Raw genomic sequence first — 14,328 nt, 5'->3', positions numbered from 1 at the left:
ACGGTTCTCAGTCCTCGGGCTCGCGGACCGGCTCCGGCGGCGCGGTCCGCTCGGCGATCCGGGACCGTTGCTCGTCCGTGGCGGGCAGTTCCACGCGGTCCCCGTAGTACCAGCCGCTCAGTACGGACCGAAGCCGTCGCCGAGGCGAGATCGGGCCCTTTGCGGGAAGCTCCAGGGGCGTCGGGACATCACGCATCAGGATGCGGTAGCGGGCTGTCGGGCTCAGACCGCGGTGGCTCTCCGAGAGGTCGCCGTTCAGCGACTGGGTCACCTGGCCGGTCTCCTCGCCCTCGGTCAGTCGGCGGCGGTCCCGCATCTGAAGGGCGAGGCAGAGGCGTTTGGTCAGTGCGAAAGCCAGGAGCGGGCCGGCGATCAGCGCCGTTCTGAGAATCCAGGTCATGGCCTCGACCGAAACCCTGAACGAGAAGGCGACGACGTCGTTGCCGCCGGCGACCAGGAGAACGGCGTAAAAGACGATGGCCGCCGCGCCGAGCCCCGTACGGGTCGGCCGGTTGCGCGGCCGGTCGCACAGATGGTGTTCCCTGCGGTCGCCCGTCACCCATTTCTCGAAGAAGGGATAGAGGAACAGCACTGTGAAGACCACACCTGGCAGCACGATCGCCGGAATGAAAACATTCCACATGATGGTGTGGCCCGCGATGTCTGTCTCCCATGGCGGCATCAGTCGGAGCGCGCCCTCCAGGAACCCGACGTACCAGTCCGGCTGTGCATTTCCGGAAACCTGGTCGGCGCGGTAGGGGCCGTAGTTCCATACGGGGTTGATCTGGGCGAGCGCGCCCAGCAAGGTCAGTACGCCGAACACCATGAGGAAGAAACCTGTGGTCTTCGCGGTGAAGTGAGGGAACGCCGGTGAGCCGACGGCGTTCTCGTTGGTCTTCCCCTGACCCGCCCAGTGGGTGTGTTTGAGGTAGACCACCAGGATGAGATGAGCGGTGATCAGTGCCACGATCAGGCCGGGCACGAGCAGGACATGCACGGGATACAGACGGGGGATCACGTCATCACCCGGGAACAGTCCGCCGAAGACGAACAGCTCCAAGTACGTTCCGACGACAGGGATCGACCCCACAATGGTGGCCGCCGTCCTCAGGCCCGTACCGGACAGCAGGTCGTCGGGCAGCGAGTAGCCCGCGAATCCTTCGAGGAGCGCGAGTACGAGCAGTGTCACGCCCACGATCCAGTTGGCCTCCCGCGGTTTACGGAAGGCGCCGGTGAAGAAGATGCGCAGCATATGGACGGCGATCGCGGCGACGAACGCCAGTGCCGCCCAGTGGTGGATCTGACGGATCAGCAGGCCTCCGCGCACGGCGAAGCTGATGTCGAGGGTGGTGGTGTAGGCCTGCGTCATCCTCACGCCCTGAAGGGGCACATAGGAACCGGTGTAGACGCTCTCCATCATGCTCGGGTCGAAGAACAGGGTGAGGTACACGCCGGTGAGGAGCAGGACCACAAAGGAGTAGAGGGCGATCTCGCCGAGGAGAAAAGACCAGTGGTCGGGAAAGGCCTTGCGCAGCAACTGCCTGGCCAGCTCGCTGACGGGCAGGCGCGCATCCACCGCACCGTATCCACTGACCGCCGCCTGCCCGGCCCGGGCCTTCAACTGCGCCTTACGCCTCCGCAGGGGCATGCACCACTCTCCCGTCGATCTTCCTTCCACCCCCCGCCCCCTATTGTTCCGGTTCGCCCTTTATGGGTAACGCATTACTCGAAGGGACTACGCAGAATCGCGGGATCGGCACCTGATCGGCCGACCTGGTCCTGACGTGCAGGGTGGGGCCGGGCTGGTGCGTCGGGGCGCCAGGCCGCGGTCCGTCGGCGCGGCGACTGCACGGCCGCCCTGCACGTAATGAAGATGGCTCGCGTCGTCGCCGCGGACCTGCGGTGCACCGAACCGCGCGCCATACGCAAGGAAGCCGGCTGCCCGGCCCAAGCCTTCGGCGAAATTCGCGTCTTGTACCGGGTCGACGAGCATCGGGCCGACGTCAACCTCGCGCTGACGAGCACCAAGGTCGAGCGGCTGTTCGGGGCTGGCCGTGTTCACACCGACTTGCTGACCGGTGGCGAACGTCCGGTACTCCCCTACCACCCGACACTGCTGCCGATCTGCGACGAGGAGGTACGGCGGAGGCGGTGGAGCGGAGACATCCCAGAGCTGTCCGAGCTCATCCTGCACAACAGCCCCATCCACCGCTGGGAGCGTCCGGTCTGAGCGGTCACGCGGGGCAAGCCCGCATGCGGCTGTGAAGGACCGCGCCTGATGACCTGCCAGCACGTCGAGCACAGGCACTCCAACGCCCACCTGGGCGGCCGGCTGACCAGTCCCCCGCCGAGGCGTCAGGCGCGCGCCTTGCGGGCCGACATCCATGCGTAGACCAGAACACCCGCGAAGAGAAACAGCACGCCCTGGTAGACGGCTGCGTAGCCGGAGCCCGCCAGGAGCCACATGGAGAAACCAAAGGCGGCCAGCGCGAGCACTGCATCACGGGCGAGGCGAGCCGGGCGGACCCGGTCGCGCTGTCCCGAGACGAGGAAGTACAGCTGGGCCGCCGTCGCCAGGAGGTACGGAACGGTCGCGGTGAAGGTCGTCACCAGCACCAGGATCTCGAATACCCGGGCCGTCCCGGCCATGTAGTTGTAAACGGTCAGCAACGAGGCGAGGACGACCGTGACGATCACACCGAAGGTGGGCACTCCCCGCCGCTTCACCGCGAAGCGTGCCGGGAACAGCCCGTCGCGGGCGGCGGCGTACGCGGTCTGGGCGCTGAGCAGCGTCCAGCCGTTGAGCGCGCCCACGATCGACACCAGCGCCGCGCAGGCGACCGCCGCGCCGCCCCATGTGCCGCCGAACATGGCATTGACGGCGTCGGTGAAGGGGGCGCTGGAGGTGAGCAGCTTGTCGTGCGCGACGGTACCGAAGACGGCGAGGGTGCCCAGCAGGTACACCAGCGCCGCACCAAGAGTGCCGAGGACGGTCGCCCGTCCGACGTTGCGCCGCGGATTGCGCACCTCGCCCGCGCTGACCGCCGCCGACTCGACACCGAGGTAGCTGAACAGCAGGATCGCGGCGGACGCGGAGACCGCGCCGAGAGCGCCACCTTCCGTGGCCTGGAAAGGACCGAGGTTGTCCGGGTCGAAGAAGAACAGCCCGCCGATCGCGACCAGCAGCAGAGGCACGAACTTCAGCACGGTGGAGACGAGCTGCACCGCGCCGACGTAACGGGTCCCGGCGAGGTTGGCGAGAGCCGGAAGCCACTGCACGACGAGTGCGGCAGTCATCATCAGCCACGGCGAGTCGTGCAGGGGCAACAGCACGTCCAGGTAGCCCACGGCGGTGACGGCGAGCGCCGCATTGCTCACCCAGGAGGTGATCCAGTACGACCAGGCGGCCAGGAAGCCCGCGAAATCGCCGAAGGCCTCGCGCACGTAGACGTACGGCCCGCCGGTGCGCGGGTCGCGCTGCGCGAGCCGCCCGAAAACGAGCGCGAGCGCGATGGCGCCGATGGTGAGTACGCCGAAGGCGACGAGGCTGATGGTGCCGTACGGGGCGACGGACACGGGGAGCAGGAAGATGCCGCCGCCGATGATGTTGCCCATGACCAGTGCGGTGGCGACCGGAAGCCCGAAGCGCCGGGTGTGCCGGTTGTCCCCTTCCCGCCCCGGGGACGGAAGGTGCCCCGTCCGGGCGGAGTCGGGTCCTGGGGTCGGGGCCGGAGCCGATTGCGAGACGGTTCCGGTGTCGTGCATGGGGATGGTGCGCCTTTCATCGTGCTGGGTACCGTCGCCTGCCCCGCGAGGCAGCGCCACGGCCCCCGGTCCGTGCAGTGGCGGCCCAGCGTGCGGGCGCATGCCTGCTGCGGGAACCGCCGGGGGAGGCTTCCATGCTCGGATATCGGACACCGCACAACAAATCACCTGTGAATTTTCACCGCGATACAGGCCGCGACCGAAAATCGGACGGAACTGAGCCCGTGCGACCGCGCATCCTTCTCCACAGGCTCAAAGGCTCCAGCGACCACTGGGACCGGCAATCACCCTCCTGACGGGCCCGGAAGGCCCTGCGCCGACGACGATTTCGTCCTGCGAGACGAGGAATCCGACAGCGGCTTCCTCGGCTTCTGGACGTGGCAGGGATGTGCTCGTGACCGACGCCGGAATGAACCGCCCCGAGGAGTTGCGATCGGCGCACACGCTGATCGAGCGCCGCATTCCGTAGCCGCCGAGGCACTGGCGTCACCTGCCACCGACCTGCGTTCCCTGGGCAAGGCGCCTGCAGCGTTCCAGCCCCTGGGGACGACCGGCAGCCGACTCTCGGGCCTCCGGCGGTGACTCCGGACGTGCCGCCCCAGCCGAACCGTTTCGAGGGTCCGTGTCAGGCGTCTTCACGGTAGAGGTCAAAGAGCAGGGCGACGGCGGCGTGAGTAGCGGCGTGGGGGTCATGCCGGCGCCAGATGAAGTGGACGGGAACGGGGTCGGCGTCACGCAGGGGCCGGTAGGCGATGCCGTCACGGCGGTACTGGGTGGCGGTGGCCTGTGGAGTGACGCCGACGCAGCGGCCGGTGGCGATGGCGGCCACAGCCGTCGATGTCCTGGGTGTACTCCACGGCGGGGAGGAAACCTTCGGGCCACAGGTCCAGGGTGGTTGTGCCGGTGCGGCGGTCGACGACGAGGGTGCGCTCGCGGATTTCCTCCAGCCGGACACTGCGACGCTCCTGGCCGACAAAGGCGTGGGCATAACGGCGGGCGTCGATGGCGGTGCGGACAACGGCCAGGTCGCACAGGCCCTCGGCCAGACCACCGGTGGGGGTGTTGTGGCGGAGAGGTGCAGTTCGACATCGGGGCGGCGGTCGTGCCAGCGCCGCTGGAACTCGGTGGTGTGGCGGCCCATTGCCGACCATGCGTGGCCGACGCGCAGGCGGGTGTGGCCAGTGGTGGCCAGGCGCACCAGTTCATCGGCGTCGGCGAGCAGGGGACGCGCGCCGGCGAGTACCTGTACGCCGGCGGTGGTAGGGGTGACGGTACGGCTGGTGCGGTGCAGCAGCCGTACGCCGAGGATTCGCTCCAGCACAATCAGGGTGCGGGAGACCGCGGCCTGGGAGACACCGAGTTCGATCGCTGCATCGGTGAAGCCGCCTGTGTCGACGATGGTGACCAGGCAGCGCAGGCCGCAGCTCAAGCTCCGTACGACCATCCATGCGTCAAGTGTATAGATGGTGCATCGGATGCATTTTGCGTGTGCATCGTCGTGGCGGATGGTCGTGTCATGGCAACCGATGCTCGTACGGAAATGACAGCCGGGGCCGCACCGCCGATGGCCCCGCCCCGGCCGTCCGGGATCGCCCTGATGCTGGGCAGCGGCCTGTCCAATCAGGTCGGAGCGTCGGTGGCCGCCCTCGCCTTCCCGGTCCTGGGACCGGTAGGCGTTGTGGCGGTGCGCCAGTGGGTGGCCGCCGCAGTGCTGCTGGGCGCGGGCCGGCCGAAGCTGCGGTCATTCACCACCGCGCAATGGCGGCCTGTGCTGGGCCTGGCAGCGGTGTTCGCCGCCATGAACCTAACGCTGCCCGTCTCGCCAGGAAGGACATGACGCGGTTTGTATGCAGTTCGTCAAACCCGGACGGGGATCTGAGCCTCTCCTGTTGGGAGGACCCTCGATTTTGGACGAGGACGAGCAGGCCGAAGTACCCCGGCAGATGGCCGACGCAGCCCGATATGCCGCGCACTACGGACTGCCTCCACTCCAAACCAACGACGGCGTGATCACACTCTTGGTAGCGGCCGAGGTCATCCACGAGATCCCCGGCAGGGACGGTGTGCTGCGCCTGCACCCTGCGCACCCCTTGCCCGCGCCCGCCGACGTCTTCCCGCTGGCCGAGGATGAAGCTGCCATCCAGCGCCGGATGCGCTTCGAAGCCGCTCACGAAGACGACTCCTCCGTTCCGGCCCCGCGTGCCCACGGCGCGGGCATGCGTGGGTGGGTGCAGCTTTCACATCAGCCGGTGGCGGATCTGATCCGGGCGTCCATGGATCCTGCGTCGGTCGACAGCGAAGCGATGGGTCGGCGCTGATGAACCGGCCGGTCGCAGGGGCGCATGCACGGGCATCGATGTACGTGAGGCCCGTATTGGTGCCGCATCCCCGCCCACACCAGCCATCACGCCGAGCAGCGAGGACTTGCTCCAGCCGTTCCGCCCGACAACCGCGGTGGTCATGAACTGCTGCCATCGCTGATGATCAGCCTCAGGCCGTTCGGCCATCGGCCTCATCGGCTTGCGCCGACCATCCATGATGGCTGGTCCATCCGCCCACATACCCGCAGCGAACCACCGGAATCACAACCCGGCCATACACCTGACAAAGCCCTGGTTCTGTCCTGCGGTTCAGGCCGCAGGCTCATCAAATGAGCTGATCCCTCAGCTTCCCAGCACTGCTTGCATCACACGCTTCGCGATCGGTCCGCCCAACCGTCCGCCCGAGATGTCCGAGCGGGAGATGTCCATGTCCGTCGGGTCGATGAAGACCGCAACCGCCACCGACGCGCCGTCGGCCTTCTTGCCGTACGAGACGAACCAGCCGTACGGCACCTCGTCATTCACATTCACACCGCGCTGCGCCGTGCCGGTCTTGCCACCGACCGTGACGCCATCGATCAGGGCCCGTTGGGCGCTGCCCTCCTGGGCGGTGAACTCCATCATTTCCTGGACCTTCTTCGCCATCTCCTCAGAGACGGCCTGGCTCTTGAGCTTCGGTTCGGGCTTCTCCAGGGTCGACAGGTCGGGGCCGCGCAGCTCTTCGACGATGTACGGCTGCATCAGCTTGCCGTCGTTGGCGAGAGCAGCGGTCACCATGGCCATCTGCATCGGGGTGCTGGTGAGGCTGCCCTGGCCCATGCCCGTCAACGCGGTCCCCGGCTTGTCCAGTTGGCTCGGATAGAGGCTTTTGGTGGCGAGCATGTCGCCGAACTCGTCGGAGTAGATGTCGGCGTTGAAGCCGAATTTCTCCGCTGTCTCGCGCATCTTGTCCGCGCCGACCTTGGAGGCCGCGTCGAGGAAGACGTTGTTGCAGGAATACTGCATGGCGGTCTTCATGGACGCCTTGTTGCAGACCGCGTCGCCGGCTTCACTGCTGATCTTGTTCGAGGAGAGTGGCAGAGGGTACGGGGAAACGGCGTCGGACGCCGCGTCGACGTCGGTGACCACACCGTTCTCCAGAGCGGCGGCCGCAGTGAGGATCTTGAACGTCGAGCCGGGCGGGAAGGTCTCGCGCAGCGGGCGGTTGGCCAGGGGCTTGCTCTTGTCGTCGACGAGGTCCTGGAATCTGTCGCCCTCCTTGAAGGAATTCCCGGCGAAGACGGACGGGTCGTAGGAAGGGGTGGAGACCAGCGCGAGTACCTTTCCGGTACGCGGGTCAAGGGCCACGACCGCGCCGCGGGCGCCGAGATCGGTCAGCCCCTTGTAGCCCGCCTTCTGCGCCTTCGGGTCGATCGTGGTGATCACATCGCCGCCGCGGCGCTGCTCGCCGGTGAGAATGTCTTTGGCGTGCCGGAAGGCGAACCGGTCGTCCTGGCCGCTGAGCACGCTGTCGTACGTCTTCTCCAGCAGGGACATGCCCTGTGCCTGTGAGGCGTACCCGGTTACCGGAGCGTACATCGCGCCCTGCTTGAAGGTCCGCTGGTACTTGAAGTCCGTGCCGGAGACCGCCTTCGAACCGGTGATCGGGTCACCACCCACGATGATGTCGCCGCGCGGGGTGGCGAACTGAGCGATCTTCACCCGTCGATTGTGCTCGTCAGTGGCAAGAGCATCGCTCTGGAAATACTGGAGCCAGTTCGCCCGGAGCAGCAAAGCCAGCACCAGCAGTCCACAGAAGACGGCTATATGCCGCAACGGCCTGTTCATCGTTCTCTCGCTTCCCGAACCATTCGATCTTCAACAATGGAGATGCACCTGCGGACCGTATGGTTGCGCCAAGGCACCTTCGCTGCTCCTGCCCGTGGACCGAACCATTGGGAGTTCTCCGTGCGGAAACCCTGTTCGTCGAGGTGACGGTGATTCTGGTCGGCCGAGGGTGTCCATACCGATGAGCGAGAAGCGACCGGGTCGAGGGCCAGTCTTCCCAGAGGGCTCCGACAGGCGTTCGGGCAGGTCATCGCAGAAAACAGCCGCATCTACCGTTTCGGTCTCCTCTACCGCCGAGGCAGGCCGGCCGGAGCACGCCAGGTGGACGTGCCGGCAGCCGTCGCTCGGCAGCTGACCGCGCACTTGACTCGGCTGCGGCCGGACCTGGGCCCGCTTGCCGGGCCGCGTCGGGGCGCCTGCGGCACCGGTCGCCGCCGACGGCGGATCCGCTGCGCGGGCTTCCGCCCCGCCGAGATCACGCGCCGGCCAGCAGCACCTCCAGCGTCACAGCCGTATCCGGACGGCGACCGGCCAGTGCCGCGCCTGGCGGGCCGGGGTCCACCGTCTCCCACGTCCCGTCACAGCCCAGCAGGCTCGCCACCGCGTCGCACGCCACGGGGTGGGCAGCGAGCAGCGCGCAACCACGGCTGCCGTCCGCGCGCCGCGCCGCATGCACGGCTTCCGGCTGCGCCCGCCACGGCGGTACCCACTCGTCCAGCGCTGCGAGCCGGCCGGGGAAGATCCGGCCGGCCTCACGGACCAGCAGCGGGGCCAGCTCGGCACCGCCCGATCGCAGGGTGGTGATCAGGGTCGGCAGCCAAGGCAGGAGCACCGGGTCCGGCAGCCGTCCGAACGCGTTCGAGACTGCCTCCACAACAAAGTCGGTGAGGCCCGGGACGGGCTCCGGGGCGTGTACGAAGCCGCTGAGGTAGCGCGGATAGGCGGGTACCACCAAGGGGTTGCCGAGCAGTTCGTCGCACCTCGCCCGAAGGTTCGCGCGGGAGAGGTGCCCGAGCTGCACCTGAGCCGCCCACAGCAGCGCCGTCTTTGGCGGGTCCTGCGGATGCGACCGGGCGAGGGCCAGCTCAAGTTGGGTCCGGTCGCAGCCCAGCGACAGCGCCAGACCCTCCATGCTGAACAGGAAGCCCAGCATCGCCGCCACTTGACGGACGGTGGCGGGGGGTCTCGCCTCCGGGCGCGCCACGTTCCCGAGTACTACCCGTCCCCGCGCATGACCGCCACGATGGCTGCCCACAAAGCGCGAACGCTCAGTGCGACGGCGAACCGCTTCAGCAGCTCGGGGGCAGAGCCTCACCCGTTGAGTTGTCCGCGGGTCACTCATACCCTTCTCTCCTGGGCGCCGCGGCTACGGCGCGGCACCTCCCCCAGAGAAGTAATGGGCACGTGCAAAGCTGCAGACCGAAGTTGACTGCGGCAGCCCGTTCGCCAGACGATCAAGCATTCACGCGCGGCTTTACCGGCCCACGCGACTACGGACATCCCTCTCCGTCAGCCCGAGAGCGGTCCCCCCTGACCGCCAAAGACCCAACCAGTGAGCAGACTCCGCATCGTCGTGCCGTGGTGCTGTCCATCGACGAGAACACCGACAGCGGGCTCTACCCGGGCGTGTACCGCTCCCCCGCCGCCGGGGCCGCTGAAACCCATACGCGCAGCCCGCCCCGAATCGCGGGGGGTGTGGAGCAGACACACGGCGAGGCCGGCCCGGGCCGGTGGGGTTGGTCCCGGACACCGGCCCATCGCCACCCGGAGCGCTACTCGATGACGAGCTCGACCGGGATGTTGCCACGGGTCGCGTTGGAGTAGGGGCAGACCTGGTGAGCCTGCTCGACCAGCTTGCGGCCGGTGGCCTCGTCGACGGTCTCGGGAAGCTCCACTCGCAGCGTGACCGCGAGACCGAAACCCTCACCCTGCTTGCCGATGCCGACCTCACCGGTCACGGCGGCGTCACTGACGTCGATCTTGGCCTGACGGCCGACGAGGCCCAGGGCACTGGCGAAGCAGGCGGCGTATCCGGCGGCGAACAGCTGCTCCGGGTTCGTGCCCTGGCCGCTGCCGCCCATCTCCGCCGGGATGGCCAGCTGCAGATCCAGCTTGCCGTCGGGGGTGATGGCGCGGCCCTCGCGGCCGTGGGTTGCGGTGGCGACGGCGGTGTACAGCGCTTCCATGAAAGCGATTCCTCTCGAAAGTCATGTCCCAGCGGCCCTGTCCGGCCGCTTTCACTCCAGGAAAGCACACAATTAAATTGTGCACAATCCAATGGTGCGCAGGGTTATGCTGGATCCATGACCTCCATGCCCAGCCCGAGCCGCGAGGCCCCGCCCGAGGCCGACTACCTCCGCCTCGACCAGCAGATCTGCTTTTCCTTGAACGCCGCGTCACGCGCCTTCGGCAGCGTCTACCGCGTACTCCTCAAGGACCTCGGGCTCACCTATCCCCAGTACCTGGTGATGCTGGCACTCTGGGAGCACGGCGAGCTGCCGGTGAAGACGCTGGGAGAGCGCCTGCGGCTCGACTCCGGCACGCTGTCACCGCTGCTGAAGCGGTTGGAGGCGGCGGGCCTGGTACGGCGCGAGCGCAGCGCCCAGGACGAGCGGTCGGTGCACATCCACCTCACGGACGAGGGCACGGCACTGCGCGAGCGGGCGCTGACCGTGCCGCGCCGGATCGCCGCGGCAACCGGCTTCGACCTCGACGAGATCAGCAACCTGCGAGCCCGCCTCAACCGGCTCACGGCAGCCCTGGACACGGCGGCGCTGGAGGAGAACCAGAGCTGCGCCGACGCGGTGTCCGAGAAGTAGGCGTCGTTCGCCAGGTGTGGGCGGTTCTGCAGAGGACCGTCGCGGGAAGCGCACTCGGGCGATGGCTCTGTCGCAGGCGAGACAGCGACCTCGGCAAGGTGTGCGGTGGGCGAGATATGCGAGTGCACTGGTCCTGCCGGTACCGGCGCCCGCTTGGAGGGCCAGGTGCTCGCCGGCACGGAAGGCGCCGGCGACCCGCAGTGGATCTCCGTCGACCTCCAGTGCGAGGTCGATTCGATACGGCTGATGTTCGAAGCCACCAAGGACGACCCCGACTTCACGCCGTCCACCAGCGGAAATCCACGTGACAACACAACCGGCCAGGAGATCCTGTCCAGCTGCGCGGTGGAGTTCACCATCGAGACGTACCGGGATCGCCAGGCGTGGACCACGGTATACCGGACCGCCTCCGGTGCCGGCCGGGTGGTGGAGATCAAACTGAACAGTCCCTCCACAGCACGCTGGTGCGGATGACCGTGACGAAACGGTCGAAAGCCAACCCGCTGGGCCTCAACGGCTTCGAGGTGTACGGCACGGGCAAGGGCCACAGGCCGGGTGGACCAACTGGGGTACGCACGACCACGAGGCACCCGCACCGAAGGCCGCCGACGACGGTACGGTCCCGCTGGAGTGGGGCCGGGCCCTGACAATGGACGGCTGGGCCGGTGAACTCGGGGCGGCGCACGGCTCCATCTGCCGAGCAGTGCGGGGGCGGATCTGCGGCTACGCTGCCGCTGCCACAGACCCGCCCCCGGCCCCGCCGATCCGTCAGGCGTTGGGGTCGAATGAGATGTCGGCCGGCTTGGCCTTTTCGAGGTGGTAGTTGAAATTGCCGTCCTTGAGGCCGAAGACGGCACTGCCGAAGTCGGCCTGGGTCAGCGTGTCCCGCAGGCCCGCGGGGAAGCCGTTCCAGCCGACCAGGCTGGGGAACTGCCACCCGTGGTAGTGGTTCTCCGGCGGCTCGTCATTGGAATTCGCAGGACGGAAGCAGTGCGTGCTCACCCCGTCCTTGTGGTAGACGATCTTGGGGTGCGTTCCATCCCACCGGATCTGGTCGCGGCCGTAGATGTCGAAGTTGCCGTGGGCCGAGGTGGACACGTAGCGGGCCTCGTTGTTCTGTACCCACACAACGACGTGCTCCCAGTCGTGCCTGTGCCCGCCGAGCCCACTGCCGGCCACGGCCTGATCCTTCTCGAAATAGAGCCCGTACATGATGGCGCACCAGCCGTTGTTGCACTTGTAGCGGGCATATCCGTTGGTGTTGTCGAGGTCCCAGGAGTCACGACACCGACCGTTGACGGCCCCGGTGGTGTTGAGGCCGGGGGCTATGGCCCCGTCGGGACCGATGGCGGGAGTCGGGTAGCAGCCATCCGTGTCGTAGTCGTAAGCGGGTTGGAACGTCTGCTCCAGTCCGTCCGCGTTCGCGGGTAAGGCGGTGGGCGGGGCAGCGAGAGCGCTGCCGGAAGCAGCGATCACCAGCACGATGGCGCTGCCGACGACGAGCGAGACCTTGCGGATCCGTGCTCTGATTTTCACTGCGTCCTCCTGGTCGACGCGTGGCCGGGCACGCGCCATGATTGACATGCCCATCGCAAACATATCGAATCTCGCGGCGCCCGGGCCGAGCCCCGCCAGGTGACCAAGCGATGAAGGGTCAGCCAATACACGGGGTGAGCCTGCGGAGAGGTATCTGGCGGACATGGCGAACGGGCAGGCAGGGGCGGAAGTGAGGCTGCCGGGGCCGAATTGCGCCCGGACAGGCACCGGGCGGGCACGCTCTGGATACGGACATCCCGACGGGATGTCAGGCGGAGGCATTCTCACCAGGGGTGACAACAGCAGGATGAATCCACCCGAGGGCAAGTGGGACCGGGTCCTGGTCCGGGACACTGGCGCCTGGCATCTCGGACGGCGCGGCCTATATGAGCAAGAACGTCGGTGACACGTACGGCACGTCCCGCTTCAACCCGGCGGACCCGCCGGCAGAAGCCCCCTACGAGCCGCACGAGAGCGCCCTGGGCATCACGTCCTCGGCCTACGCAGCCAACATGGCCAAGCTCATCGCCCGTCTGTCTGTCCGCTGACTGACCATCTCGCGGTTCCGATCACCCCGTCTCCGGACCATGGCTGCGCCCAAGGCCGTTGATCGGGATCGCAACCAGGACTGATCGAAGTCGGCGTGGTCCCGACAGGCCATCGCGAGCGCCCCCACCACATCGCGGAGCGTGTCCGTCTCAGCGCTGCCGGCCATGGGGGCCTCGACGGGGACCGCCGTCAGGCGACGGATGTGATGTCGGCCCGGACGCCCGGTGAGTCCCGAGTGATCAGGTGGCTGGCGCTGTCACGCCGGGTGTTGACCACGGTCCGTCGTGGTCAACGAAGGCGGTGCCGCTGCAGGATGGATAATTGCCCCAGGAGGTTGCTGTGACCCGCGGTTCCCTAATCGCGCTCCTCAAACCGGACACGCTCCAGGCTGTGCCACGGTGGACGCTCGTTGTGCTTCTCCCGCCGGGGGCGGGTCACTGGGGTGCGATTTGGATGACGACTTTCCCGCGCGTCTGAAGAACTCCCATCATCGCAGGTCACAAGGTACTTCCTCGTTCCCCGGTGGATCGAGGCTTAGAGGAGCAGGTGGAGCAAATGCGCGCAGGCGAGTTGTTCGCTCGGGTGGCGGGCGATGACCTCGTACGTACCCCGTTCGTACACACCGGTCTCCCACGCCCCGTCGGATGCCTGTCGCAAGAACAGAAAGTCCGTGGGGGTGGGGACCGGTTCGTGAACGCCCTCGATGCGGTAGTAGCTGTCGGCCACTCCTGCCTCGCTGAGCACCGCGTGCAGTTCCCGGCGTTCCACGCTGAAGTTACGCGGCGGCGGGCTTGAGGTAGTCATGCTCCAGCAGCCACTTGACGTTCAGCCGCTGCCCCTGGCCCGGGTCGAGGAAGACCGCGTCGAGCTTGACCTGCTGACCGCCCCCCGGCTGCTCGAACCACGGGGCGATACTGCCCTGCCACACCCAGAAGGGCTTGGCCACCTTGTAGACGCGGTAGTCGCAAGCGATGCCTGCTTCACGGGTGTTGAGGTTCTGCGGTGGCAGCGCGCGCTCTGCATACGCGTCACCAGCGGGTGCCAGGTAGCTGCCGTACTCAGAACCGAAGCGGTCCAGACGCTGGCCCGAGCGGAGCTTGGTCGGTTCCTTGTCGATCTGGCTGTTGACCTGACCGAAGCCGTCGTTGGGCGGGTACTTCCAGCTGCCGGAGTCGGCGGGTCCTTCCCAGTACTTCTTCAGAAAGGCCTGCGGGGACAGGGCTCCGGTGCGCTTGTACCCCTTCAGGAGCGGGCCCACAGGGGCCAGTCGCCTGTTCGGAAGCCACCTGGGGCCGAGTCGGGTGTCGCCGCGGAACTCACCTGTGCAGGGATCGTGCCGCGCTACGGATGCAGGCGTCCGGTCCTCCGGCTTCGCTGAGGCGCTCGCGGCAGGGGCCGTGACCAGCCCGGCAGTGATGCCGAGCACGGCAAGTACGTTGCGCATGCGGTTCATTCAGAAGTCCCCCTCGGGTGCGGAGATCAATTACGACAGCTGACAAAGAGTAGCCCCT

12 protein-coding genes and 3 pseudogenes are annotated in these 14,328 nt (G+C 67.5%); 6 read left to right on the top strand and 9 right to left on the bottom strand.

What is annotated here, in order from left to right:
* Positions 1-7: 7 nt before the first annotated feature.
* Positions 8-1,648 carry a cytochrome bc complex cytochrome b subunit gene (locus OG953_RS40045; protein ID WP_405690746.1) on the bottom strand — a complete coding sequence of 547 codons (1,641 nt, stop codon included), beginning with the start codon at positions 1,646-1,648 and terminating at the stop codon, positions 8-10.
* Between the two features lie 219 nt (positions 1,649-1,867).
* Between OG953_RS40045 and OG953_RS40040 the strand changes: the two genes are divergently transcribed.
* Positions 1,868-2,230, top strand: coding sequence for a hypothetical protein (locus OG953_RS40040; protein ID WP_405690745.1), 363 nt, complete (start codon positions 1,868-1,870; stop codon positions 2,228-2,230).
* A 125-nt stretch (positions 2,231-2,355) separates the two neighbouring features.
* Here OG953_RS40040 and OG953_RS40035 read toward each other — a convergent pair whose 3' ends face one another.
* Together OG953_RS40035 and OG953_RS40030 are read right to left on the bottom strand one after the other, a co-directional pair.
* Positions 2,356-3,765 carry an amino acid permease gene (locus OG953_RS40035; RefSeq protein WP_405690743.1) on the bottom strand — a complete coding sequence of 470 codons (1,410 nt, stop codon included), beginning with the start codon at positions 3,763-3,765 and terminating at the stop codon, positions 2,356-2,358.
* Between the two features lie 625 nt (positions 3,766-4,390).
* Positions 4,391-5,209, bottom strand: a pseudogene (locus OG953_RS40030) (LysR family transcriptional regulator).
* A gap of 96 nt (positions 5,210-5,305) precedes the next feature.
* On the opposite strand from OG953_RS40030, the pseudogene OG953_RS40025 reads away from it, so the two are divergent.
* A pseudogene (locus OG953_RS40025) lies at positions 5,306-5,578 on the top strand (EamA family transporter); the annotation flags it as partial.
* Between the two features lie 94 nt (positions 5,579-5,672).
* Positions 5,673-6,083, top strand: a complete 411-nt coding sequence (locus OG953_RS40020) for a DUF6042 family protein (RefSeq protein ID WP_405690741.1) — start codon at positions 5,673-5,675, stop codon at positions 6,081-6,083.
* A gap of 345 nt (positions 6,084-6,428) precedes the next feature.
* Here OG953_RS40020 and OG953_RS40015 read toward each other — a convergent pair whose 3' ends face one another.
* The 3 genes and pseudogenes from OG953_RS40015 to OG953_RS40005 all read right to left on the bottom strand — a co-directional run bounded on the left by OG953_RS40015 (position 6,429) and on the right by OG953_RS40005 (position 10,099).
* Entirely contained in the window at positions 6,429-7,913 is a 1,485-nt protein-coding gene (locus tag OG953_RS40015) for a peptidoglycan D,D-transpeptidase FtsI family protein (RefSeq protein WP_405690739.1), read from the bottom strand.
* Positions 7,914-8,388: 475 nt separating this feature from the next.
* Positions 8,389-9,090 (bottom strand): annotated as a pseudogene (locus tag OG953_RS40010) (hypothetical protein); the annotation flags it as partial.
* Between the two features lie 595 nt (positions 9,091-9,685).
* Positions 9,686-10,099, bottom strand: coding sequence for an organic hydroperoxide resistance protein (locus tag OG953_RS40005; protein ID WP_405690737.1), 414 nt, complete (start codon positions 10,097-10,099; stop codon positions 9,686-9,688).
* Positions 10,100-10,216: 117 nt separating this feature from the next.
* Between OG953_RS40005 and OG953_RS40000 the strand changes: the two genes are divergently transcribed.
* Positions 10,217-10,732, top strand: a complete 516-nt coding sequence (locus tag OG953_RS40000) for a MarR family winged helix-turn-helix transcriptional regulator (RefSeq protein WP_405690735.1) — start codon at positions 10,217-10,219, stop codon at positions 10,730-10,732.
* Between the two features lie 105 nt (positions 10,733-10,837).
* On the top strand, positions 10,838-11,206 hold the full coding sequence (locus tag OG953_RS39995) for a hypothetical protein (RefSeq protein WP_405690733.1): 369 nt from the start codon (positions 10,838-10,840) through the stop codon (positions 11,204-11,206).
* Between the two features lie 294 nt (positions 11,207-11,500).
* Here OG953_RS39995 and OG953_RS39990 read toward each other — a convergent pair whose 3' ends face one another.
* Positions 11,501-12,307 (bottom strand): NPP1 family protein, encoded by an 807-nt coding sequence (locus OG953_RS39990; protein WP_405692346.1) that lies wholly within the window; start codon positions 12,305-12,307, stop codon positions 11,501-11,503.
* 347 nt (positions 12,308-12,654) lie between these two features.
* Here OG953_RS39990 and OG953_RS39985 point away from each other — a divergent pair, with 347 nt between their 5' ends.
* The gene (locus tag OG953_RS39985) at positions 12,655-12,816 is read left to right on the top strand and encodes a hypothetical protein (RefSeq protein WP_405690731.1); all 162 of its coding nucleotides are present in this window, start codon (positions 12,655-12,657) and stop codon (positions 12,814-12,816) included.
* Positions 12,817-13,351: 535 nt separating this feature from the next.
* On the opposite strand, the gene OG953_RS39980 is transcribed toward OG953_RS39985, so the two are convergent.
* On the bottom strand, positions 13,352-13,585 hold the full coding sequence (locus tag OG953_RS39980; protein ID WP_405692343.1) for a hypothetical protein: 234 nt from the start codon (positions 13,583-13,585) through the stop codon (positions 13,352-13,354).
* Positions 13,586-13,592: 7 nt separating this feature from the next.
* On the bottom strand, positions 13,593-14,270 hold the full coding sequence (locus OG953_RS39975; RefSeq protein ID WP_405690729.1) for a TNT domain-containing protein: 678 nt from the start codon (positions 14,268-14,270) through the stop codon (positions 13,593-13,595).
* Positions 14,271-14,328 lie beyond the last annotated feature (58 nt).

The organism is Streptomyces sp. NBC_00057 (assembly GCF_045041165.1).
GTDB lineage: Bacteria > Actinomycetota > Actinomycetes > Streptomycetales > Streptomycetaceae > Streptomyces.
The sequence above is the reverse complement of the archived record's forward strand: the minus strand, read 5'-3'. Positions and strand labels throughout refer to the sequence as shown.

Coding starts and splice junctions, on each gene's coding strand:
- OG953_RS40015 (WP_405690739.1), bottom strand. CDS start 7,913: ATGAACAGGCCGTTGCGGCATATAGCCGTCTTCTGTGGACTGCTGGTG.
- OG953_RS39985 (WP_405690731.1), top strand. CDS start 12,655: ATGAGCAAGAACGTCGGTGACACGTACGGCACGTCCCGCTTCAACCCG.
- OG953_RS40035 (WP_405690743.1), bottom strand. CDS start 3,765: ATGCACGACACCGGAACCGTCTCGCAATCGGCTCCGGCCCCGACCCCA.
- OG953_RS40000 (WP_405690735.1), top strand. CDS start 10,217: ATGACCTCCATGCCCAGCCCGAGCCGCGAGGCCCCGCCCGAGGCCGAC.
- OG953_RS40005 (WP_405690737.1), bottom strand. CDS start 10,099: ATGGAAGCGCTGTACACCGCCGTCGCCACCGCAACCCACGGCCGCGAG.
- OG953_RS40040 (WP_405690745.1), top strand. CDS start 1,868: ATGAAGATGGCTCGCGTCGTCGCCGCGGACCTGCGGTGCACCGAACCG.
- OG953_RS39975 (WP_405690729.1), bottom strand. CDS start 14,270: ATGAACCGCATGCGCAACGTACTTGCCGTGCTCGGCATCACTGCCGGG.
- OG953_RS39990 (WP_405692346.1), bottom strand. CDS start 12,307: ATGGCGCGTGCCCGGCCACGCGTCGACCAGGAGGACGCAGTGAAAATC.
- OG953_RS40045 (WP_405690746.1), bottom strand. CDS start 1,648: ATGCCCCTGCGGAGGCGTAAGGCGCAGTTGAAGGCCCGGGCCGGGCAG.